This window comes from Enterococcus sp. AZ128 (assembly GCF_051714485.1).
Lineage (GTDB): Bacteria > Bacillota > Bacilli > Lactobacillales > Enterococcaceae > Enterococcus_A.
Genome location: NZ_JBIORZ010000002.1, coordinates 65,538 through 89,583, shown reverse-complemented (window position 1 = coordinate 89,583; position 24,046 = coordinate 65,538). Strand labels below are relative to the sequence as shown.

General features: G+C 39.5%; 17 protein-coding genes and 1 pseudogene. 15 read left to right on the top strand and 3 right to left on the bottom strand.

Features of this window, described 5'->3' with window-relative positions; genetic code table 11:
• The first annotated feature begins 3 nt into the window (after window positions 1–3).
• Window positions 4–756, top strand: a complete 753-nt coding sequence (locus IGI38_RS12205) for a MerR family transcriptional regulator (RefSeq protein ID WP_438730673.1) — start codon at window positions 4–6, stop codon at window positions 754–756.
• Window positions 757–946: 190 nt separating this feature from the next.
• Entirely contained in the window at window positions 947–2,371 is a 1,425-nt protein-coding gene (locus IGI38_RS12200; protein WP_438730670.1) for a glycoside hydrolase family 1 protein, read from the top strand.
• 94 nt (window positions 2,372–2,465) lie between these two features.
• Here the strand turns inward: IGI38_RS12200 and IGI38_RS12195 are convergent, their stop codons facing one another.
• Window positions 2,466–4,502 carry an FAD-dependent oxidoreductase gene (locus tag IGI38_RS12195; RefSeq protein WP_438730667.1) on the bottom strand — a complete coding sequence of 679 codons (2,037 nt, stop codon included), beginning with the start codon at window positions 4,500–4,502 and terminating at the stop codon, window positions 2,466–2,468.
• Window positions 4,503–4,744: 242 nt separating this feature from the next.
• Here IGI38_RS12195 and IGI38_RS12190 point away from each other — a divergent pair, with 242 nt between their 5' ends.
• A complete protein-coding gene (locus IGI38_RS12190; protein ID WP_438730664.1) occupies window positions 4,745–5,719 on the top strand; it encodes a helix-turn-helix domain-containing protein in 975 nt (324 codons plus the stop codon).
• 59 nt (window positions 5,720–5,778) lie between these two features.
• Here the strand turns inward: IGI38_RS12190 and IGI38_RS12185 are convergent, their stop codons facing one another.
• A complete protein-coding gene (locus tag IGI38_RS12185) occupies window positions 5,779–6,393 on the bottom strand; it encodes a GNAT family N-acetyltransferase (RefSeq protein ID WP_438730661.1) in 615 nt (204 codons plus the stop codon).
• 104 nt (window positions 6,394–6,497) lie between these two features.
• On the opposite strand from IGI38_RS12185, the gene IGI38_RS12180 reads away from it, so the two are divergent.
• From IGI38_RS12180 to IGI38_RS12150, 7 genes are all read left to right on the top strand, one after another.
• Entirely contained in the window at window positions 6,498–7,481 is a 984-nt protein-coding gene (locus tag IGI38_RS12180) for a helix-turn-helix domain-containing protein (RefSeq protein ID WP_438733368.1), read from the top strand.
• A 426-nt stretch (window positions 7,482–7,907) separates the two neighbouring features.
• Entirely contained in the window at window positions 7,908–8,351 is a 444-nt protein-coding gene (locus tag IGI38_RS12175; protein ID WP_438730659.1) for a PTS sugar transporter subunit IIA, read from the top strand.
• A gap of 15 nt (window positions 8,352–8,366) precedes the next feature.
• The gene (locus IGI38_RS12170) at window positions 8,367–8,651 is read left to right on the top strand and encodes a PTS sugar transporter subunit IIB (RefSeq protein ID WP_438730656.1); all 285 of its coding nucleotides are present in this window, start codon (window positions 8,367–8,369) and stop codon (window positions 8,649–8,651) included.
• 26 nt (window positions 8,652–8,677) lie between these two features.
• Window positions 8,678–9,940, top strand: a complete 1,263-nt coding sequence (locus tag IGI38_RS12165) for a PTS ascorbate transporter subunit IIC (RefSeq protein WP_438730653.1) — start codon at window positions 8,678–8,680, stop codon at window positions 9,938–9,940.
• A gap of 59 nt (window positions 9,941–9,999) precedes the next feature.
• Complete coding sequence (locus IGI38_RS12160; protein ID WP_438730650.1) at window positions 10,000–10,620, top strand: SIS domain-containing protein; 621 nt, start codon at window positions 10,000–10,002, stop codon at window positions 10,618–10,620.
• Window positions 10,620–11,525 (top strand): 4-hydroxy-tetrahydrodipicolinate synthase, encoded by a 906-nt coding sequence (gene dapA / locus IGI38_RS12155; RefSeq protein WP_438730647.1) that lies wholly within the window; start codon window positions 10,620–10,622, stop codon window positions 11,523–11,525. Before IGI38_RS12160 ends, dapA begins: the two co-directional genes overlap by 1 nt.
• Window positions 11,513–11,674: a hypothetical protein gene (locus IGI38_RS12150; protein WP_438730644.1), complete on the top strand. Its 162-nt coding sequence runs from the start codon at window positions 11,513–11,515 to the stop codon at window positions 11,672–11,674. Before dapA ends, IGI38_RS12150 begins: the two co-directional genes overlap by 13 nt.
• Here IGI38_RS12150 and IGI38_RS12145 read toward each other — a convergent pair.
• Window positions 11,666–12,613 carry an IS30 family transposase gene (locus IGI38_RS12145; protein ID WP_438725454.1) on the bottom strand — a complete coding sequence of 316 codons (948 nt, stop codon included), beginning with the start codon at window positions 12,611–12,613 and terminating at the stop codon, window positions 11,666–11,668. The two genes, IGI38_RS12150 and IGI38_RS12145, sit on opposite strands and share 9 nt — an antisense overlap.
• 91 nt (window positions 12,614–12,704) lie before the next feature.
• On the opposite strand from IGI38_RS12145, the pseudogene IGI38_RS12140 reads away from it, so the two are divergent.
• The 5 genes and pseudogenes from IGI38_RS12140 to IGI38_RS12120 all read left to right on the top strand — a co-directional run.
• Window positions 12,705–13,193, top strand: a pseudogene (locus IGI38_RS12140) (ketohydroxyglutarate aldolase); the annotation flags it as partial.
• Window positions 13,194–13,215: 22 nt separating this feature from the next.
• Window positions 13,216–15,294 carry a BglG family transcription antiterminator gene (locus IGI38_RS12135; protein ID WP_438730641.1) on the top strand — a complete coding sequence of 693 codons (2,079 nt, stop codon included), beginning with the start codon at window positions 13,216–13,218 and terminating at the stop codon, window positions 15,292–15,294.
• A 162-nt stretch (window positions 15,295–15,456) separates the two neighbouring features.
• The gene (locus IGI38_RS12130; RefSeq protein ID WP_438730638.1) at window positions 15,457–15,858 is read left to right on the top strand and encodes a VOC family protein; all 402 of its coding nucleotides are present in this window, start codon (window positions 15,457–15,459) and stop codon (window positions 15,856–15,858) included.
• A 355-nt stretch (window positions 15,859–16,213) separates the two neighbouring features.
• Window positions 16,214–17,689, top strand: a complete 1,476-nt coding sequence (locus IGI38_RS12125; protein ID WP_438730635.1) for a helix-turn-helix domain-containing protein — start codon at window positions 16,214–16,216, stop codon at window positions 17,687–17,689.
• Window positions 17,690–17,803: 114 nt separating this feature from the next.
• The gene (locus IGI38_RS12120; RefSeq protein WP_438730632.1) at window positions 17,804–23,971 is read left to right on the top strand and encodes a SpaA isopeptide-forming pilin-related protein; all 6,168 of its coding nucleotides are present in this window, start codon (window positions 17,804–17,806) and stop codon (window positions 23,969–23,971) included.
• Window positions 23,972–24,046: the final 75 nt, after the last annotated feature.

Genomic DNA, 24,046 nt, shown 5'->3' with positions numbered 1-24,046 from the left:
GCGATGAAAACATACAGCACATCTGAAGTTGCAGCTATTGTAGGGCTGCATCCAAATACAATTCGACGCTATGAGGAGTGGGAATTGATTCCCATTCCTCCCAGAGCGGATAATGGCTACCGTGTTTTCACGGATTATCACATTGAGACGATCAAAATTGCTCAGGTCGCTTTTCAAATTGAAGTCCTACAATCGGGATTGAGAATTACTATGGTAGACATGGTCAAAGCGATAGCTAAATATGATTTTGAGCAAGCGCAGTTGCTCCTTGATAATTATCTTAGTTTAGTGGAGATAGAAATTTCCAACGCGAATGAAGTGATTAAGGTAGTCGAAAATCTTTTCTCCGGAAAAACGGATGAAACAAATAGTTGTTTTACAAGAAGTGAGGCAGCTGAACATCTTGGCGTAACTTCCGATGCGTTAAGAAATTGGGAGCGAAACGGGTTGCTCACAATTAAAAGAAGCAAAAATAATTATCGCACGTACGATGGTGAAGATATCAAGCGCTTGAAAATCATTCGGACATTAAGATCAGCTAAGTATTCTTTAGCGGCAATTTTGCGGATGCTGAATGCGGTCGATCAAGAAAAACAGGACATCAAAGTGCTGTTAAATCCGACTACTCTAGATGACAGCATCATTACCGCCTGTGATAATCTGATTGATTCTTTGGAAAAAGCGAAAAGGAATGCTTTAGAGTTGAAAAGCCAAGTGGCGGAAATGCAAGAACGCTTCTTCTATAAAAAACACTAAAAAAGCGTTTGCATTTTTTTGAAGCGTAATGCTATAATTCAACTAGAAATGAATAACAAATGGATAGTGATTGCTTCGAGCAAGCTAAACCTGTTAACAAATGTCGCGTGAATAACGCTTATTTGTTGGCGGGTTTTTGACGTTTTTAGAAGGCAATCACCCCAAATTTAAACGAAATGAGGAACAATAAATGACTTTTCCAAAAGATTTTTTATGGGGCGGTGCAACAGCTGCTAATCAATGTGAGGGTGCTTGGGATGTTGACGGAAAAGGTGAAAGCATCCAAGATCATATGCGTTCCGGCGGCAGGAAACAATTTCGAGTAATGACATCAACGATTGAGGAAGACAGCTACTACCCGAGTCATGACGGTATTGATTTTTATCGTCGCTACAAAGAGGACATCGCTTTGTTTGCGGAGATGGGTTTCAAAGTTTTTCGTTTAAGTATTGCGTGGTCTCGGATTTTTCCGAAGGGTGATGAGGCAGAGCCGAATGAAGAAGGGCTGGCTTTTTACGATAAGGTTTTTGATGAATGCAAGAAGTATGACATTGAACCGCTGGTAACGATCAGTCATTTTGAATTGCCGTACGCTTTGGCAGAGAATTACGACGGTTTCTCAAATCGGAAAACGATCGATTTCTTTGTAAAATATGCAACAACACTATTTGAACGATATAAGGACAAGGTCAAATATTGGCTGACCTTCAATGAGATCAATTTTGGCACATTGCCGCTGGGCGGACGTAATTTACTGGGGATTTTAGATGAGGAAGATGATGAGGCACGCCGTTTTCAGGCCTTGCATCATATGTTCGTTGCCAGTGCCAAAGCGGTGAAAATTGGTCATCAGATCAATCCGGATTTTCAAATCGGTTGTATGCTGGCGTATATGACGATGTATCCGCTGACCTGCAAGCCGGAAGATGTTTTGGCAAATCAAGAATTAGTCAAAAAATTAAATTGGTTCTGTGGAGATGTTCAAGTTAAAGGGAAATATCCTTATTATATGAAAAATTATTTTGCGAAGCATGGTATCCAGATTACTTTTGAAGCTGGCGATGAGGAGATTCTAAAGGAGGGAACGGTTGATTATTATACGTTCTCTTATTACATGACGAGTTGTGCGACTGCGAATATTGATGAAAACGGTGATCGGGTAGGCGGCAATTTATTTGGCGGAGTAAAGAATGACTATTTAGAAACGAGTGAATGGGGCTGGCAGGTCGATCCTGTTGGGCTGCGGTTCTCGTTGAATGAGCTGTATGACCGCTATGAAATTCCATTGATGGTAGTTGAAAATGGTCTGGGCGCGGTTGATAAAGTTGAGTCAGACGGATCGATCCATGATGATTATCGAATTGATTATTTGAGAAAACATGTGATTGAGATGGACAACGCCATCCAAGATGGCGTTGATTTGATTGGCTACACCTCTTGGGGATGTATTGATTTAGTTTCTGGCGGAACCGGGGAAATGTCGAAACGCTATGGCTTTATTTATGTCGACAAGGACGATGAAGGAAACGGTACGTTTGATCGTAGCCGTAAAGATAGTTTCCATTGGTATAAAAAAGTGATCGCCAGCAATGGAGAAGATTTAGCAACGGAATAAAAGAAAGTCAAATACGCCTATTACTATACATTTCGAAAGTAATAGGCGTATTTACTTTACTTTTATAAAGTATTTTTCAAAAATACTTTATCTTTTAAACAAGCATCGCTGCTTCATAAGCTGCCCAGATAGCGTCCATAACATTCGTCGGCTTCTTAGCATCACCGATCAAGTGGACATTCTCCGCTTGAATTGTTTGATATAAAGCATCGTCAGGTGTGTAGCCAACAGAAACAATGATGTCGTCAGCTGGAATCTCATGGGCTTTTGGCATACCTTGCACGCCTAAAGCGAACATATGCTGAGCACGGTTTGCGACGTTCGGATAGTTTTTAACCGTTTCTGTAACATAGGCCGTACCATCTACAAATTTATCGACGACCGAATTTTTAAGCACGGTGACCTGATAATAATCCAAAAGCTCCATCATCATATTGTAATTGGCCGCTGATAAACCAAAAGCATTCAAAATCGTTTCGCTAGCTTCGATAATGGTGACTTTTTTACCCTTTTTGGCGAGATCATAGGCGATTTCACAACCGGTCAGACCGCCTCCGACGACCACAATATTTTCTCCTGCGGCTTCTTTATAACGTAAAGCCTCAATCGCATAAGTCACATGTTCACTGTCAAAGCCTGGGGTACTTAAACGGCGTTCATTTGCACCAGTGGCAACGAAGATTTCATCATAGCCTTTTGTTTGAGCTTCTGTGATTTCGCTATTCAGATGGATAGTCACCTGCAAATCCTTCATTTGTTTCTTATACCAAGCTAGCAATTGTCGATCGTCTTCTTTAAAATCAGGTGTCGCCGCTGCAACAAAGACACCGCCCAACTGATCTGTCTTTTCATGTAAGTCAACGCTGTGTCCGCGAATCGCAGCCACGCGAGCCGCTTCCATTCCTCCAATTCCGCCACCAACTACTAAAACTTTTTTCTTCGTTTCAGCAGGAGTCAGCGCATAGCTTTTTTCACGTCCGCAGGCTGGATTGACCGCACAAGAAATATCTTTGAATTGGAAGATTCGACCTAAACAGCCTTGATGACAGTAAATGCACGGCCGAACGTCATCCAACCGGCCTTGGGCAAATTTCTCTGGGGCATAGGGATCCGCCAGCAACGGGCGTCCCATTCCCATGACATCTAATTTTCCTTCACCAATCACTTCATCAGCTAAAGCCGGATCGTCAAATCTGCCGGCGCAGGCGACTGGAATCGAGACAAGTTCTTTGACTTTCATTACATCTTCCAAATTGCAAGCTTTCGGCATGTACATAGGCGGATGTGCCCAAAACCAAGAGTCGTAGCTGCCGTTGTCGCAGTTTAACATATCATAACCAAATTCTTCTAACTTCTTGGCAACGATAAATGATTCTTCAAAATCACGGCCTTTTTCTTCAAATTCCTCACCAGGAATTGCACCGCGGTTGAAGTCTTTTACATAACTTTTAACACTGTAGCGCATAGAAACAGGGAAGTCCTGTCCGCAGGCGTTCTTGATCGCTTCAACGATTTCTTTAATGATCCGAAGGCGATTTTCTAGTGAACCACCGTATTCGTCAGTGCGTCGATTAAAGAAGGAGATGGCGAACTGGTCTAACAAGTACCCTTCATGAACCGCATGAATTTCAACACCGTCCCCACCGGCGTCTTGAACGAGTTTGGCACCCTTAGCGAAGTTTTCGATATATTCTTTGATTTCTTCTTTGGACATCCCGCGGTCAGTTTTCGTCGGGTCCCAGACATTTTGGATAGGGGCAGGGGCGGGGCAGATACCAACTAGACCGTGATTTGCGCGGCCAGTTAAAGCTGTCAATTGCACAAATACTTTTCCGCCAGCTTCATGAACACCATCCATCAAATACTTCATATCTCTAACATAGCCTTCTGGATTACTTAAAATACAAAAGCCCATATTCGATACAACTGGCATTAATCCCGTGATGATCAAGCCAGTGCCACCTTTTGCTCTTTCAATATAATAATCGGCACCCTCTTTGGTATAAGCGACAGTCTCGGTACTCAGCAAACGGGGAGAGAAGACCCCCATTGGCATCATGGCAATGCGATTGGGAATTTCAACAGGACCAATCTGTAAAGGCGAAAACAAATGTTTAAAATTCGATGACATACGACAATTCCTCCTTTTTCAAACTAATGTATTTATTTTTCATACAGAAAAATAAGACTGCTTTTCAAGCCGTATACCATTCCACTAGTGCGCTGAAGCGCAAAGAGGACTAGTATCCTTTAAAATAGACTTGTGAAAAAATGTTCAAATAGTATACTTTAAGTATAAGATATTTGATCAAGCAGGCTATGATTTTGGCGCCCGAGGAGTATAACTATTGCGCGAGGGGAGCGGAAAAGTTGATGACAGAAAGAAAGGTTCATTGTTCTCAGTTTTCTAAGTCGCAGGATTATTCAAATGGTTTGTCACAGCTGAACTATCAATACACGATCAATAGTTCAAAGGAAACCTTGGCCGTCTCTAGAATTTATCAATTGGATCGCCTTGTATTGACTCACAGTATTGTCGATCGTTCGCAGGGTATTTTTACTCGCTGCTCCAATGATGAAAAAAACTACTTGGCCTTTCGCTTTATCAAAAATGGTTTTGAACGGCACTCAGATGGTGAAAAAACCAGTATTTTAAAGGATTACACTATAGGGATTTTTGATCTGCGAGCGACCAGCAGGTATCAAAGAGAACAGAGGACAGAAGGGATCAATTTATTCATCCAACAGGATTGTCAAACGTCTAAGCTTTTGGACGATTCAAAGACCAGCCGAATCATCGCTGCTGAAAAGGGGACGGGGCGGATTTTATTGGAGATGATTTTTCAGATTGCCGAACAATTTTCTTCTTGTTCAGAAGAGGAAAATCATAATTTGTTGAAACACTTTATTCAGCTTTTTTGTGATTGGCAATCAGAACCCGAACCTTTTTTAGCTAGCGAAAATTATAATGGGCTTCTGGTCGCAGCGACGGACTTTATGCGGATAAATTTGCAGAATCCTGATCTGACAATTGAAGAAACCGCGGCTTACTGCCGGACATCTATCCGTACGTTACAAAAAGTTTTTCAAGTTGCGGAGCTGTCTTTTAGTCACTACTTGAATGACTTACGCTTAACTGCCTCAGCCATTCGCTTATACCAAACGAATCATCCGATTACGACTATCGCTTTTCAGTGCGGCTACAATAATTCCGCTTATTTTAGCAAACGATTCAAGGAGAAATATCATCTGTCACCGATCCGATATCGTAAGAAAGTCCAGGAAATGGCGAAGATAGACGAAGCAGCGGAAAGAAAGTGCCCGTTGTTTGAAAAATTCTTTCTATAAATATGTATATAAAAAGGAGTATCAATCATGCAGATCATGACTTTGATATTCCTTTTATCTTATCTAGCTCTTTTAATGAAACAATATTCGTCATAAGGAACATTTGGACTATGATGTAGTTCGGCCAATTCAAAACCGAAATGTTCATAAATCGGTATATTTGCTTCTGTCATTGTTTCCAGTACAATATCTATCCCCTTCTTTTGACAGTCCTCCATAATGGGTGTCAGCATTTTCCGCATGATGCCAGTACCTTTCGCTTCTTTGGAAACAGCAATTTGAGCGACATAATAACTGTTTTTAGAATATTTTTTGTGCCATGGTTTTGCATAATGAATTTCTGCGATTCGTTTATTCTGCTTCAATAGTTGTTTTTGATCAGCCTTCGGAATTTCCTTTAGAATTTTTCTAGTACTTAATGAAGCAATAAACTGACGCAGCAATGTAAATTCCTTTGAAGGGATACTGCTGATTACCCCTGTAATAGGATTGCCGTATATCTGCACCTCTCCATACTTTAAAAATAGCGCGATCTCCGCTTGAATGAATTTCTTTAAAAGATCCTCAGAAGTGTCGATATTTTCAGTTAAAAAATTGAAATGTTCAAGATTTGAAAATCGTTCATAAATGAAATCCACGATTTTTGGTAAGTCATTGGTTGTTGCTCGCCTCATAATAACCGCCTCCTAAAATACCGCTTGTTCATTTAGTATAGATAAATTAAACTAAAGAAAACTATAAATTCTACTATAGTGGAATTATGAGGGAGTGAGCAGCAATCGAGGGGAAAATCTTTCGACAGCTACGTAAAGAACGTGGATTAAGTATGCAGGATGTTGCAGATGAACAGAATAGTTTATCTTTTATCAGCAAGTTTGAAAAAGGAGAGTCGAATATTAGTTTTCATCGTTTGGAGCATCTGCTGGAAAGGCTAAATATTTCAATAGAAGAATTTCTTTATTTACGAGCTAGAGAAGCGGACTACACGACCTATCACTATCTGTCAGAACGAGCATTTTTCGTGTCTGACAAGTTTACTTTCTATTTGAATCAAATTTTTAAATGCAACGATGAAACGAACCACTCTCGTAATTTTTCTGCAGCGATTCCGCAGATGACCAAATTACAGAAGGAGATCAAAACAGGAACACAAAGTGAAGAATTTCTAAAACTGCTATGCCGCTTATTGTGTTTGAACTACCAACTCAATCATGAACGCGATCAAGGCGGAGAAGTAAATATTGGCGAATTTTTTGCGGAGCTTCAACAACTATCTCAACCGGTCGTAAAGCATTTATATAATGTAGAAAATTGGGGTGTTTATGAAGTGCTGCTCTTTCGTTTTTTTCAATTCAGCTTTCCTGTGGAGACTGTTCATCAACTTTTACGAACAGCCGTTTCCCGGACTGAGAAAGAGGCTGGCGTTCAGTTAATGCAGTTGATGAAGTTCGAATTATTATTTGGCACATGTACGACCTTCATCAATTTTCGTAAACTAGGTTGGGCAAGAGAAGTTTTACAGGAAACCGAGAAATTACTTTTAGATCAAGGCGACTTACTAAATAGTACTAAATTGCTGTTCTACCAAGGGTGGCTAAAAATCATCGCAGATTCAATCGATGCTGGTCGGCAGAACTGCGAACAGGCGATTTCAATTTTTCGTATTTTGAAACAACCAACCTGGCAGAAAATGTATGAGACGCTATTTCAAGCTATATTAACCAATCGTGAGAATATCAACGAATGCATCATTTTTTCGTAATAAGACGGAATGAACATCCAAAATCGGATAAGAATAGAGTCATGAACGAATTTGAGTTCATGAATTATTTAAGGTCGAATGATGATAAACTTTACATTTTTAAAGTTTATCATCATTTGGCTTTTCTTTTCTTAAGTATTTTTTGAAAAGACTTGTGTCGCTTTTTTAGAAGTGTGATCTCTTTTTTATAAAAGTTGGATCACTCTTTCTTAATCCTTAAGAAAAAAGTGAACTGCCGATAAACAAACGGGTAGCCTTAATCACAGGAAAAGCAGATTTTTATCATTTTATTTCGAAAATTGATTTGTAACGGTTCAGTTCTTAATTTCTTTCAAAAACAAAGCGAACCGACTTAGTATTGCGGATGTATGCGTTGTCAAATATAGTGAGGATGTAAAGGAAATCCATCATAAAGAGGTGAAAAAATTGTTACAAGAAAGTATCGAGGAAGCCTACGTTCAACTTGATATAGAGGCAGAGGATTTTGAAACGGCGATCAAAAAATCGTTTGATCCGTTAGTTGAAAATGAGGCGGTGACTCCAGGTTATGTGGATTCGATCATTCGAATCTATCACGAAACGGGGCCGTATATCGTGATCACAAAAAATATCGCATTGCCACATGCTCCAGTGGAGGATGGCGCAAACAAACTGGCTTTAGGCTTTGTTCGACTAAAGGTTCCTGTCGTATCCGGCCACGGAACCAATGATCCCGTTAAATATCTTTTTCCTCTTAGTGCAAAAGCGAGTGAAGAGCATATTGAACTGTTGTCGAAGTTAGCTGATTTATTGAGCCAAGAGGAATTCATTGCGTTTTTAGGAACAGTTTCGTCAAAAGAAGATTTCATTGATTATTTTAAAAACCAATAAGGGAGCGAAAAAATTATGTATAAAGCATTAGTAGCGTGTCGAGCAGGAGTCGGATCAAGTTTGATGTTAAAAATCAAAGTAAATGAAGTGGTCAAAGCTAACGATTTTCCAATCGAGGTCGAACATTCTTCACTTGATGGTTTGTCTGGTTTTAACGGTGAGATGATCATTACTCTACCGGATGTCGCAGAAGAATTAGCGCAAAAAAATCTACCCTACAAATTAATCGGGATCGGCAACATCGTTGATAAAAATGAAATTAAAACAAAACTTGAAGCGGCATTAGCTGAATTAGGGTAAAGAAGGTTATGGGAGGGAAATAGAAAATGGATTTTTTAATCAGTTTTTTAAGCACACCAGCGGTTCTGCTAGGGCTAGTTGCGCTGATTGGTTTAGTCGCTCAAAGGAAAAGCGGAACAGAGGTATTAACTGATACCTTTAAAACAATTATTGGTTTTCTAGTTTTCAGCGCTGGCGGTTCGATCATGACCGGCGCGCTGCAAAACTTCAACCAATTGTTCCAAACAGGGTTTCATATCCAAGGAGTCGTTGCTTCGCCGGAAGCGGCTACAGCATTGGCTCAAACAGAGTTTGCATTTGTTACAAGCTGTACACTAATTGTCGGCTTCATCATGAACTTAGTGATTGCTCGTATCACTCCGTTTAAAAATATTTTCTTTACAACTGGACATAGTTTATTCTTCGCTTGTGTTCTTTCATTGATTCTGAAAGCGCATCATGTGGCAGATATTCCTGCAATTGTTATTGGTGGTTTATTATTAGGATTTTTCTCTGCGGCATTACCGGAATTGTGTCAACCGTTTATGCGCCGAATTACAGATAGTGATTCGACAGCGATCGGTCACTTCAATATGATCGGGTATGCGTTATCTGGATATATCGGAATGTTGTTCAGCAAACACAAAGACAAAACAACTGAGCATATTAATTTTCCAAAATGGCTATCATTTTTCCGTGATTTCCTGATGGGTGTCTCAGTGGTTATGCTGATGTTGTTCTATGTTTCTGCACTAAAAGCGGGACGCCCTGCTGTAGAAGAACTTGCAGGAACGCAGCATTGGTTAGTTTTCCCATTTGTTCAGGCATTTACTTTTACAGCCGGTATGTCGATCTTAATGACAGGTGTACGGATGTTCTTAGGCGAGATCACAGCAGCCTTTGTTTCGATTTCTGAGAAATTCATCCCGAATTCACGTCCAGCATTGGACGTACCAACGGTATTTCCGTTTGCACCAACAGCAGTAATCGTCGGCTTCTTGTCTTCTTATGCGGCCGGTCTGCTTGGCGTGTTCATCATGGTAGCCCTTAAATTTCCAGTAGTGATTATTCCAGCCGCGCACATTTGTTTCTTCTCAGGAGGAACAGCGGGCGTCTTCGGAAATTCAACTGGTGGTTGGCGTGGCGCAGTTGTGGGATCATTTGTGATCGGCCTATTGCTAGCCTTTCTGCCAACTGTTCTTTACCCACTGTATGGAACATTGGGAATTGAAGGATCAACCTTCCCGAACATCGACTATAACGTGATGGGAATTCTATTAGATAAAATCTTGTCATTATTTGGCAGATAAAACCAACAGACTTAGTAGAAATCTGCTAAGTCTGTTTTCAAAAAAGGAGAGGTCAACAAATGGAGATCGCAACAAACAAGCTGGATGCTTATATCGAAGTTCTTCAACCAGAAATCAATCAGTATATCAGCCAGTTGGATAAAGAAAAAGTCGTCGAGGCATGCGAGGTTATTTCCGAATCGAAGAGAAATCATGGGCGTGTCCATATTACCGGGGTTGGAAAACCAAGCCATGTGGCGGAATATATTGCCGCACTGAATTCTTCAGTGGGAACACCGACGTATTATTTAGATACGACAGAAGCAATTCATGGTTCGGCTGGACAAGTACTTCCCGGGGATGTCGTCATTGCTATCTCAAACAGCGGACAAACAGAGGAACTAAAGCGAACAGTGGAATCTTTGAAACGATTAGACGCAAAAATCATTGGTGTCAGCGGCGGAGAAAATTCATGGCTGAAGGATCATTCGACCGTTTTTCTTTTGGCAGGTGTTAACCAAGAAGGCGATGATTTGAATAAGCCGCCAAGAATCTCTATTATTGCTGAAATTATTGTATTGCAGTGTCTTTCGATTTTGTTGCAGCAAGAAGAACAACTAGATTTGGACAAGTATTATCAATGGCATCCCGGTGGTGCATTAGGCGAATCAATCAAAAATTTAAAGGAATGTGACCTGTAATGAAGATAAAAGGAATTATTACGGCAATGGTGACACCGTTATCAAATGATGGAATCAATGAAGCAGCGACTCGCAAGCTGGTTAATAAATTGATAGATGACGGCGTCCACGGATTATTCATCTTGGGAACAAACGGTGAATTTTACGCGCTCAGCGAAACAGAAAAATTAACACTAGTAAAAATCGTCGTCGATGAGGTCGCGGGACGAGTCCCCGTTTTTGCCGGGTCTGGCGGAATTTCAACAGAAGCTGTTATTGATCTGACAAATAAATTTGAAAAATTAGGAGTAGATGCGGTTTCTATCATTACTCCCTATTTAATCAAAGTCAGCGATGATGAATTGATCCAGCATTATCAACGCATCGCGGCAAAGACAAACGTACCAATTATTCTATACAACATTCCAGCAAATACCAAAATTTCGATCAGTGAGAAGGTGTTCAAGGAATTAATAAAGGTGAAACAAATCGTTGGAATCAAGGACAGCGGCGGAGATTTGGAAAATTTCCAAATGTATTTGAACTTAAATGATCGGGAGGATTTCTCTGTTTTAGTCGGCTCGGATTCTTTGATTTTACCGGCTTTGCAAAGAGGTGCAGACGGCGCGGTTGCAGCGACTTCGAATGTTTTAACAAAAACTGATCTGGGTATTTATCAAGCCTTTTTGGAAAATAGAAGCGAAGAGGCTCAAGTTCTTCAAGAGAGTATCAATGAATTTCGCCGTATCTTGAAGCTGGCGACCGTTCCGAGCGTGTTGAAATATAGTTTAGCATTGACAGGGATTCCTGTCGGAGCGCCTAAAAGTCCAGTTTGCCCTGTTTCTTCGGAGTTGGACGTTGAAATTTGCCGCACATTGAACCAATATAGGGAAATAGAAGGGATGGAAATATCATGCAAAAAGTAACAACTCTGTCTCGAATCTATCAAGAAAAATTAATGGCGATTATTCGAGTAGAAACAATCGAACGTGCTCAAGAAATCGTGGATGGCTGTCTCGAAGGAGAGATCTCTTGTTTAGAAATTAGTTATACAAATGCTGAATTGTCAAATTAATTGCAACATTTCTTCTTGAAAGACTTCCCAACAATTTTTCCAGTTCAATGTTTTTTTAGGACGCATATTTATCTTGCGTAATGCTTCCTGTTTCTCCGTAGGGGGTACCTTTGAAAAATCAGTTCCCTTAGGGAAGAATTCTCTAAATAAACCATTCCCATTTTCGTTAGATCCGCGTTGCCATGGGGAGTATGGATCACAAAAATACATAGGTACGTCTAAATCTTTCTCAATTTCTTTCCAGCAAGAAAACTCTTTCCCACGGTCGACCGTAAAGCTTAAAAATGCCTTGTGACTCCCTAGGTCTTGCACAAAAGCTTTAATCGCTTGTGCCATTGACTTCGCGGTACGATCCCTCATTGAGATCGCCCAATAAAAGCGTGTTTTCCGTTCAATAAACGTTGCTTCGCAGGCTTTGCTTTCCCCTCTGCTAGAAACAACTGTGTCCAACTCCCAATGTCCAAATTCTTCTCGAGTTGACACAGAAGCTGGGCGTTCATCAATGGTATGCCCTACAGTCATTTTGCCTCGTGCCTCTTCTTGTTTTTCTTGTCTTCTGCCTTTATGTCTCAGACACTGTTTAGACACATTAAGAATACCGGCATAGAGCCAATTGTAAATGGTTTTGAATGAAACTATTTGACGATCATTCGCAATTTGTTCAGGGGACCAGCTGTCTTCAAGATCACATTCAATCTGATAAGCGAATTCAGAAGTCCATTTGGACTTCGCACCACAGGCACTGCGCTTCATTTCCGCATCTAATTGCGCATTGTCGGCATTATAGATCAAATCTTCGGGTACTCGTTTCAACTCACGATCAATCGTTGTTCGGCTAACACCAATTCTGTCCGCTATTTCTTGAATACTCTTGGCATCATAAATCATCGTCTCTATACATTTTCGATTATCTCGTGTAAGCTTTTTGTGTGAACCCATCAAAATCACTCCTAGTAGTTTGTTATCCTAAACTCATTTTACTAGAAATTTTTGATGGGTTCTTTGTTGCGATTAATATTACAATTCAGCAAATAAAAATGCCGGCGATATTATTGAACAATTGAAAGAAATCTATCAAGATAAAATTATCGTCGGAGCTGGAACAGTGCTTGACAGTGAGACCGCTCGTCACGCACTATTAAAGGGAGCAGAGTTCATTATCGCTCCAAATTTCAATTTAGAGGTGGCGAAGCTCTGTAATCGTTACCAGATTCCTTACATGCCAGGATGTACGTCGATGACAGAGGTCGTTGAAGCGCTGGAGGCTGGTGCGGATATGATCAAGGCCTTTCCTACTTCTTCCTTCATTGGACCTAAAGTAGTTTCTACGATTAAGACCCCGATGCCTCAAGTACCGGTTCTTTCTTCAGGCGGTGTTACGGTAGAGAATATTACAGATTGGATCGAAGCTGGCGTAGACTGCATGGGTATCGGCACCCTATTATCCAAAGGAACAAAAGCAGAAATCGCTATAAATGCGCAAAGTTTACGCCAAAAAGTTTCAACACTGCAGAAATAAAAATAGACAGGAGGGAAAGGCTATGCAGAAAATTGATCAGAGGACACGTCAAGTATTAGTAAAGCTGATTGAGAAGCCTGTCATTTCTCAAAATAGTTTAACCAATCAGTTACAGTTATCAAAGGTACAAATTGATTATGTGATCACAAAGGTCAATGAATTACTCTCTGATGAGGCCCTTCCTCCTGTTTGGTTTGATGGGAATTATTTCCATCTTTCAGATTCAAGCCGGCTATTTCTCGTTGATTTTTTCTCTAACGACACGGTTTATCGTTATTATGAAATGGATATGGAAGAGCGAAAGAAATACATTTATTTGATGCTGTTTTATCATTGCGAAGACTATTTGTCAGTGAATCATTTTCTAGCAGTTTTGGAGGTTGGGAAAACGACCTTTATCAATGATCTAAAAAAGGTCGAGAAGGAACTGGAGTCTGTCGGTATTCAAATAAACTACGATCGAAAAAACGGGTATTATCTGGCTGGCGACGAGGCCGTCTTACGTTACCACCTAATGAAGCTGATCTTGGAAGATTTTCGTTCAGACAATGGCCGTTTTCTTTGGGACTATTTTTTATTTAATGAAAGTTTGATCGAAAAGCCGGCTATGTTCCAGCAAATTGCCAATGAGTTAGCGGACTATTCGATTACGTTGGTAGAGAATCGTCTGCTTGAGTTTAGTTATATGCTGATCTTTCTGCTGCCGCGATTGCAACGAGAGTGGTCCGGTTTTTATGATAGATACAGCTTTCAAACGTTTTATCAAATGAAAGAATACATGTTTTCCAAGAGTCTACTAGCAAAACTTTCTGTTGAAAATAATGGTGCAATTTTGTATATTTGTGGCTGGATGCTTGGGATGGCGATTGGAAATGCGGATGAAAAAACGCCAGATTCTTCGATTATTCACGAATTGGTAGAACGAATTTTTGATCGTTTTGAACAATTATCCGGTATTCGTTTCAAAGATAAGCATGCTGTGAAAAAACAATTATACAGTCATTTTAGACCCGCATATTACCGCCTGTTCTTTCATTTGCCAATCATCAATCCTCTGAATAAAAAAATCATTCAGGAATATCCGGATCTATTCCAAATCGTCAAGGAAACAATGAAGCCTATTGAAATATTATTTGGAACGATGATTCCTGATGAGGAGATTTCATTTTTAACGATTCATTTCGCGTCATTGATAAATGATAATGATGAGTATCAGGTGAAACGTAAAGTTGGGATCATTGTTTGTCCCAATGGAATAGGCAGCTCTGCAATTATTTATAATGAATTAAAAAATCTTTTTCCCGATATGATTTTTATTGGCCCTATTGAAACAAATGAGATCTATCAGAAAAAACAGGAATACGATATGATCTTTACAACGGTTCCGAATATGCGACTCTATTCGTTGAAAAAGCCCGTGTATACGGTTAACCCGATCATGTCGATTGATGAAAAATATAATCTCGTTCAAGAAATTCAAAATAGCGGTAGGAATTATTCAAACGATTATCAATTTGAAGAACTGATTTCAATCATCACTAAGTATGGGGAAATAAACGATGAACTTGGGTTGAGAAAAGAGTTATTGCGACATATTCATCAACCAAAGGCGCATAGTCAGGAAGTTCTCACCTTTAAAAAAGAAGAAAACGATGATTTAAGTTTAATGGATATTCTTAAACCGGCCTTTATCCAACTAAGACTGTCAACAAATAGCTGGGAAGAAGCATTTTATGTCGCGGCGACACCGTTGATCGAATCAGAGATCGTCAGTCGCAGCTATATAGATAAAATTATTCAAACAACTTATGAGGAAGGTCCCTATATGGTGATTTCTGATCAGGTCGCGTTGCCGCATGCTCGACCTGAAGATGGTGTCAGAAAAGTTGGTTTGGGAATCACTGTACTTAAAGAATCAATAACGATATTAGGTAAAACGCCGGTGAAATACATTTTTACATTGGCCGCAGTAGACAATAAGAAACACCTGTCCGCTTTGGCTGAGTTAGTCGCATTAATTGATCAGCCGGATTTTTTTAAAATGTTGGATTCAGCCTCTACTCCTGAAGAGGCTTATCAAAGAATCATGGATTTCCTTTAAAAGAATAAAATAAATAAGAGAAAAGTCGTGTTCCATTAATTGGGTACGACTTTTTTTGTGACTGAAAAAGCAGACTGTTCGTTAAGTTTTATACAAGCGTTTTCTTTGTTTTGCCTAAGCGAATCTTGCATAATATAAGAAAATTTGATTGGAGTGAATGAAATGGCAACGATGGTGTTTACAAATTATCCAGTGCGAGATGTGAAGGCTTCGACAGAATTTTATGAAAAACTTGGATTTAAGAAAAATGAGGATTTCTCCAATGAGCAAGCCAGTTCGATGGTGTGGGATGATAATTTTTGGATTATGTTGTTGAATCACGAATTTTACAGTCAATTCCTTAAGGATAAAAAAATTGCGGATACACGGGCTTTAAGTGGTACGTTAACGGCCTTTTCTGTTGAGAGTCCTGCGGTGGTGAGAAAAATTGCCGAAGCGGCAAAAGCAAATGGCGGGGACTACTTTGTTGTAGATTCAGGGATGCCTGAGGATCAAATGTTTAGCTTGGAGGTATTGGACCCTGATGGCAATCAATTTGAACCCGTTTGGATGAAGATGCCGTAACAAGAAGAATCACGGAGCGATCCGTGATTTTTTTATCTTCAAAAGTTTTTTAATCAATCTATAAATTTGGCTATTTTAAACAAGATTATTAATTGGTTTTCTAGAAAAAGCAGTTCCCGGCCCAAGTAAATTCAAAATTGATTCGTTAGATTAAAGGTCTTTTTTTAATGAAAATGAGTAAATGACAAAAACCTGAGCGTATAAATTCCCCTTTTTTTATTTATTACTTATCATAATGACAACGAAATAATTAATGAACGATTAATTTTTTAATCAAGAGGGATGATACGTAACAATGATACGAAACGATTTTTTTGAAAGCCTGTTTGATCGGAAAACTTTGAATCAACGACGCATGATTTTGCTATTAAACGCTGCCAACAGACGTTGGGTCTCAAGCCAATGGCTGGGAGAAAAGCTGGAGTTGAGCAAGCGGATGACTTTGAGTACGATCAATGATCTTTCTGACCAAATCAATCAATTTCAACCAGAAAAATATTCATTTCAACTATCGAAAAGTCGAGGTGTCTTTCTTGACGTTAAGAATGACGCCGATATTTATGAATTAGTCACATTTATAGTGGGTAAATGCTCAACAGTCAAGATGCTTGAGGCGCTGCTTACTGAAGAATTCGATAGTGTGAAGAATTATGCGGTGCGAAACTTTATCAGCGAATCAACGGTTCGCCGAGATTTGAATAAAGTCAATGAATTATTGCTACGTTATCAAATTGAGATTGGCCGAGAATCCGCAAAATTGATTGGGGAAGAACATCAGATTCGCATGTTTATGACGATTTTTTTCTGGAGTGTTTATCGTGGGAGTATCTGGCCCTTTAAGTATGTTGATGAACAACTGATTGAAACGTTTGTCGATAATCTTTTAAACAATGAGTTTACTGTATATCCCAAAATTCCCTATGAGTATAAAAAGCAGCTGGCTTTTTTGTTTGCAGAATCGATTATCCGGACTCGCAAAGGGAATATCGTTCAAATGTCCTCTGAAATGGAAGGACAAATCAAAACGAATTATTTGTACTCTGAGTTTGAGGGCAGATTATTAGAACTGCAGGGAGAGATCAATAGCAAACAATCGGAGATTCCTTTCTTCTTTTCAGTTTGGCTCTCGATGTCAAAAACAATGGATACGCTCAAAGAATCGATTGTCAAGAATTTATTGAAGCAGCAAGTTGATGGCCAATTACCAGTCTATCTAGCAACAGAGTTCATGGTCACTCGTTTTCAAGAGGAGTATTTTCCTATTAAAGAAGAGGATCTTTGGCGGTTTCAAGCCTACCTTTTCAGCGGTCATTTTTTTACTTTCTATTATAAAGATTTTAATACCGATTTGACCGGATATACGTATCAAAATATTTTTCTAGAACGATATCCCAATTTGATTAAAAAGACGAAGCGATTTATCGAAGATTTATATCAAGAATCCAACTGCTCGATTTTTCTGGAGAACGATTATTTATTGATCGTCTATTTGAGAAATATTTTCTTTTTAGAGGAGCCCTGTAATTACGAAGTGAAGATCACGATGTTGGTTGAAAGTGTCATGCCAAGGTTGTTGACGCAGAAATTCATTCGACAAATCAACGGCTACTTCGGTTATCTTTATAATTTGTCGATCTGTGATGTTTTTGATAGTGAGAATGGCGATGTTGATATTCTACTGACCACCAGTAATTTGGAAGGGTTGTGCCAGATATATCCAAACGCGGAGATTGTAGTTGTCAGCAAAACATTATCAATCGTTGATATGTCGAGAATCAATCAGGCTCTAGAGGAAGTTTCTGCTAAGAAAACGATTTCTGCGGATAAGTAATAATCAGTCTTTCAAAAATGAATCTGGAATAACGCGTTTTTTGAAAATAACAGAAGTAATTATTTGTTATAACAGTCAAGGGCGCTATTAATTAAAAAAAAGGAGTTAAGGAAAATGTCGAATAAAAAGATGATAGATAGACTTATCTATGGTTTTATGACTTTTCTGATTTTACTGAATTCGTTGACACCCTTGACCACATTGGCTGAGGCGGTGGAAACACCTGCACTAAAATTAGAAAGCATAGCAAAAGGCCAAGCAGACAATCAATTAGATGTGAAACTTTCTGCGACGACTGACAAGCAAACGGTAAAAATTAATGCTTCTCAAGCAATCATTGAGCAAGCGAAATTGGAAGAGAACGGTCAATCGACTGATTTGCAGATTGAAAATAATCAAGTTATCGAAGTACCGACCGGTTATAGTGATGGCGTTATTCACTTGACCTTGAAGCAGGAAGCTTTAAAAGATCTTCAACAATTTGATCTGAACTATCAAGATCAAAATCTTACCTATCAATTTCCAGCAGCTCCAGAAAGTTCTTCCGCAGAATCATCTACATCATCTACAATAGACGCCACACAAAGCAGCGATGAAGAATCAAGCGGTATAAATACAACTGAAACATCTGAAACTGCAAAACAAAGTACGGAAACTTCTGAATCCAAAGAGTCATCGAAGGCAGAAAATAAAGCTGCTCGAGCAGACGATCCCACTGATATTCGGACATATTTTCCTGGTGGTGAGGGGACTATCTTAACTGGATCTAGTATGATTTTTATTGATGACGAAGGAAATGTGATTGACCCGCCAGTTGGTCCAAATACAAATGTTCGTATCTATTATACTTGGAGCATTCCAGAGGATGTTCGATCACAGATTAATCCGGGAGACTATTTTGATTTTGAATTGCCGCCGGAATTAATCCCGAAAAATCCAGTCAGTGGAGATTTAAAAAATGATGAAGGCGAAGTTTATGCTACTTATACTGTCGATAAAGATGGAAAGATTCGGTTTACCTTTACGGATGAGGTACAAAATCAGAGTGAGATTAACGGACGTTTTTTCTTTGACACGATCTTTAATAAAGAACATATTGATGGACCAGGGGACATTACGATTCATTATCCTGTAGAAGATGATCTGCCTCCTGTAGATGTTGAAATTCATCCTGACACAGAAAAGTCTATCGACAAAACCGGTCATTTCGACCGTACACCCAATCCTTCAAGCGTTGAGTGGACCGTGGATATGAACCAAAGCATGAAGCATTTATCAGATGCAACAATCACTGAAAAATGGCCCGATGGTATCAATTATAAATCGGTCGAGGTCATGGAATTGGTTATGAACTTAGATGGAACTGTTAAGGAAACCGGACGGAAATTGAACCCTGACGAATATACCGTGGATGCGAATGGAAATGTCACGATTCTAGGGGATACAAATAAAGCCTATCGTCTCGTTTATCAGACAGATATCGATGAATCAACCAAGCCGGAAGATGGCGGCAAAGTCAGCTTTACTAATACAGCTATTCTAACGGATAAAAACGATCCTGACGGGTTTGATGCGAAGGCCACGGTAACGAATAATTATGGGAAACCGATCGAGAAAAATATGACCGGTTATGATCCCAATAATCAACAGTTCAATTGGGAAATCAAATACAACTATAATGAAAAAAATATTCCTAAGGATCAAGCAACGATTTCCGATACCATCAGCGACAATATGGATCTAGTCGATGGCTCGATCAAGCTCTATCCCATCACTTTTGACGACCAGGGAAATGAAGTTAAGGGAGCTGCCTTGGAAGAAGGAACGGATTATATCTTAGCACCTAATCCGGATGGAAAAGGCTTTGTTGTTAAATTTTTAAATGACCTGGATCAAGCTGTGAAAGTTGAATATAAGACTAAAGTTGATGGAATCGTCACAGATCCGACACAGGTTAATAATAGTGTGACGACTGGTACAGGTCAAACTGATGGTGATAAGGGAACTGCCCAACAACAAAATGTCATTAAAAATTTAACGAACGTCGATTATTCGACTCACAAGGCAGAATGGACGATCAACATTAATAAGAACCACTATTACATGGAGGATCTGATCTTAAACGATACTTACTCGCCAGTTCCGGGTTTATCAATGGCGATTAAACCAGACTTGACACCGGATTTTGAAATTCTTGATGTCACAACGAATAAAGTTCTAACTCCTGGAACGGATTATGACTTAGAACTTGTGAAAGATCTAAATGGCAATGAAACTGGCTTCAAAGTTGTTTTCAAAGGCGACTACCAAACAACTCACGATGAGTTCAAATTGACTTATCTAACCAACTTTGATGTTACCTTGCTGGATCCAGATAATCCGGAGATGGATCACTATAAAAATAATATGTCTGCTGATTGGAGCGATCAAAACGGTGGAAAACATCATTCTGATGATGAACAGGACTTCAAACCAAATGATCCGTATCAGTTAAACGCTCAAAAAAGTGGTCAGTATAACGCACAAACTAAACACATCACGTGGACGATCGCGGTCAATTTAAGTGGGAATATTTTATCGAATGCCCAGTTGAAAGATGCAATCAAGGATAATCAAGATTACGTAGCTGGCTCGTTAAAAATCTATGAAGCGGAAGTTCAAAAAGATGGTACGGTAGTCAAGAAAGAGCCAGAGACGGTAGTAAATGACCAGATGAGAAATTATGAAGAACCATCCGATAGTAATGGTCAAACCCTCTTGATCGATTTTCCTAACCAAGTGACGACGACCTATTTGATTGAATTTGAGACCTCTGTTGATGGAAAAATTATTTCCGGTTCCAATCAGTATGAAAACCTAGCACAATATGTAAATTCCGGAGATGACCGCAATGTGATTGGGGAAGTTAGTGTCAAGAATGGCGGAAAATATGTTCAAAAAGCAGGTGAACAAGATAGTCAAAACCCTGACTATGTAAATTGGCATGCGGTAATCAATCCTTCTCAGTCGACTTTAGATAATGTCGTTATCAAGGATGATCCAACAGAAAATCAAGTCATTGACCAAGATTCTATCAAATTGTACGAAACGACAGTAACAACAGATGGCACCGTTACTCCGAATTATGACAAACCATTAACGGTGAACAAAGATTACACAGTAGAAGTGACGACGGATAACGTCACTGGAAAACAAGAATTAACCATCAAAATGCTGCATGAGATCGATAAAGCTTATCAACTAGAATATCGAAGTTACATCACGTCTTCGGCAGCAGGAAACAAAGACACTGTTTCCAATAAAATCACAGTTACTGGAGACAATCAGCAAACTGTTTCTGGTGGTGATGGTCAAGACGTAATTGTTGAGATAAATCACAGTGGTGGATCGGCGACTGGTAAAAAAGGTAAATTGACGATCCAAAAAACGGAGGCTGATGGCAAGACGAAGTTAACCGGAGCGCATTTCCAACTATGGAATACAACGAAAACACAATTACTTCGTGAAGGCGATCTGGATGCCAATGGGCAAATTACTTTTGGTAGTCTGCCATATGGCGAATATCTGCTCTTTGAAACCAAAGCGCCAGACGGCTTCACTATATCGAATGATTTAGTTGTAGGTCGTCGGATCACCATCGATGAGAACACCTCAGCGAATGGCGCAGCACCGTTAACTATTCCAAATGAGCGAAATAAAGTGATTTTCCAAAAGCTCGATGAGAATGGCGATCCAATTAAATTAGGGAATGGTGTTGCCAAAGGTGCACGCTTTAAACTAGAAAAACTTAGTGTCTTATCTCTTGCGCCGAGCTTGTGGTCAGAAGTTCCGCTAAATCCAGATACGACGAATAGTGAAGGAATTCTTCAAATCGATAGTTTGCCATTAGGATTCTATCGCTTAACGGAGTTAGAAGCACCGACAGGGTATATTTTGGATTCTCAACCGATTTACTTCACGGTGTATCGTAACAGTAATTACCAATTGCCGACAGTGAACGTCAGCCGTAAGAACTATCAAGGCAGTGCTGAGCTTATTAAGCATGATAATGCTGGAAATCCTTTATCTGGAGCAACCTTTGATGTGATCGACAGCCAAGGTAAGAAGATCAATCAAACCCCCTTAGTTTCTCAAGATGATGGGAAAGTGACTATCGAAGGCTTAGCACCAGGAAATTACAAATTTGTTGAAACGAAGGCACCGAGTGGTTATGTCCTAAATACAAAGGAAATTCCTTTTACTATCGCGGATAAAGGCAAAGGAAAACCAGCGACGGTTACGACACAGTCCGATGGTTCGCCAATCGAATTGATAAATTATCAAGGATCGGCCGAGTTTATTAAGAAGGACAAATCAGGTAAGATCTTAGAAGATGCTGAATTCGATGTATTCGATGCTCAAGGAAAGAAAGTCAACGAACACCCCTTAGTCTCTGATGATAAAGGCAAAGTTCGGATCGATAACTTAGCACCAGGGGATTACACCTTTGTGGAAACGAAAGCACCAGAAGGATACATGTTAAATAAAAAGAAGATTCCATTTACAATCAAAGCATCGAATATTGGAGAAGTGCCGGTAGTAGAGGTACCTGATTTCATTAACTACCAAGGCTCTTTTGAACTAACAAAACGAAATACAGATGGTGAAGGCTTAGCTGGAGCCGAGTTCACGCTGTTTAAGGAAGATAAGACTAGCATAGTGAAAAAGGCCACCAGTGACAAAGATGGGAAAATCTTATTTGAAGATTTAGCACCAGGAATCTATTATTATCAAGAAACGAAAGCGCCAAAGGTCACAGAAGGCAGTGATTATGTTATCAATCCAGCATTAATCGAAGTTGAAGTTGATGATAATGCATATGGAAAGCCAGAAATTCAAGAAGTAGGTGATTTTCAGAACTTCCGAGGAAAAGCGCAGATTACGAAAGTCGGAGAAGGTGGGTCGATCGCTGGAGCCGAATTTGAATTGTATCGTATTGAAAATGGCGATCAAAAATATGTCAGAACTGCAGTAGCACCTGAAAATGGTATTTTAGATATTTCGGGCTTAGGGGCTGGCTACTATGTGTTGAAAGAAGTTCAAGCTGCTCCAGGTTACATCCTTAATAAGCAACTAATTTATTTTGTTGTTAAGGAAAATGCTGACCAAGACACTAATATTGACAACCTTGATTTCAAAAATTATGAATCAGGAGTTGTTGGTCGAAAAGTAAATGAACAAAAGGAAGCCTTAAAAGGGGCCGAATATCAAGTCTATAAAGCGGATGATAAGAATCAGCCGAAAGGTAACCCACTTCCTGTAAAAGATCGAAGCAATAAGTATTATGATGACAGTACAATTACTACAGATAAAAAAGGAGAAATTTATTTCCAAGGTCTAGAACAAGGACACTATGTCATTGTTGAAACCAAAGCTCCTGATGGTTACATTCAAGATACAAAACCTCATCCATTCGATATTACAGGACAACTGGGTAAACCAACCAAGGTTAATTTGGGCGACTTTGTAAACTATAAAGGCTCCATCGCCATAACTAAGAAAAATGAAGCGGGTAAAGAACTTAAGGGCGCCGAGTTTGAAATTCAGGATGAAGATGGAAACGTCCAAAATGTCCTAGATTCAGATGGAAAAGAAACCAAGACCCTTGTTTCGGATAAGAATGGGAAGATTTATGCTACTGGCTTAGCTCCCAACAAATATCGCTTAATCGAAACCAAAGCGCCGTCAGGTTATTTACTGAATACCGCTGTTACCTCCTTTAAAGTTTCTGCTGAATCTGATGGGAAACCAGAGACAATTAGTTTGGCCGACTTTATCAACTATCAAGGTTCTGTGAAAATGAAGAAGGTTACAGAGGATGGAAAGAATCTAGCCGGAGCTGTTTTCGAATTGTATAAAGAAGATCAGTCGATTGGAAAATATACTGCGAACGAAGCAGGATTAGTAGCTGCTGGTAATTTGGAGCCTGGTGACTATTACTTTACTGAAACGAAAGCACCAACTGGTTATGCAATTAGTAAAGAAAAACGCAAGTTCAAGATTACTTCGACGAGTACAAACAAACCTAAAACCATTGACCTAGGAAAATTTGTGAATAAAAAAATTCCAAAGACGCCAGATTCTTCAAAACCGTCAAATAAAACAAACGGGTCAAATCATAATTCGGGAACACAAACAGGAAGTTACCCGCAAACGAATGATACGAAGAATCCATGGTTGTGGATTGCTGGTATAGTAGTTATCGTCATTGCCGGCGTCATTTATAGAAGAAAAAAAGAATAATTAAGTGAGGCTGGACAATTCGTTGTTCAGCCTCTTTTGTGATTGCTTCTTAGGGAAAAGCCAGGTATGCTTTGG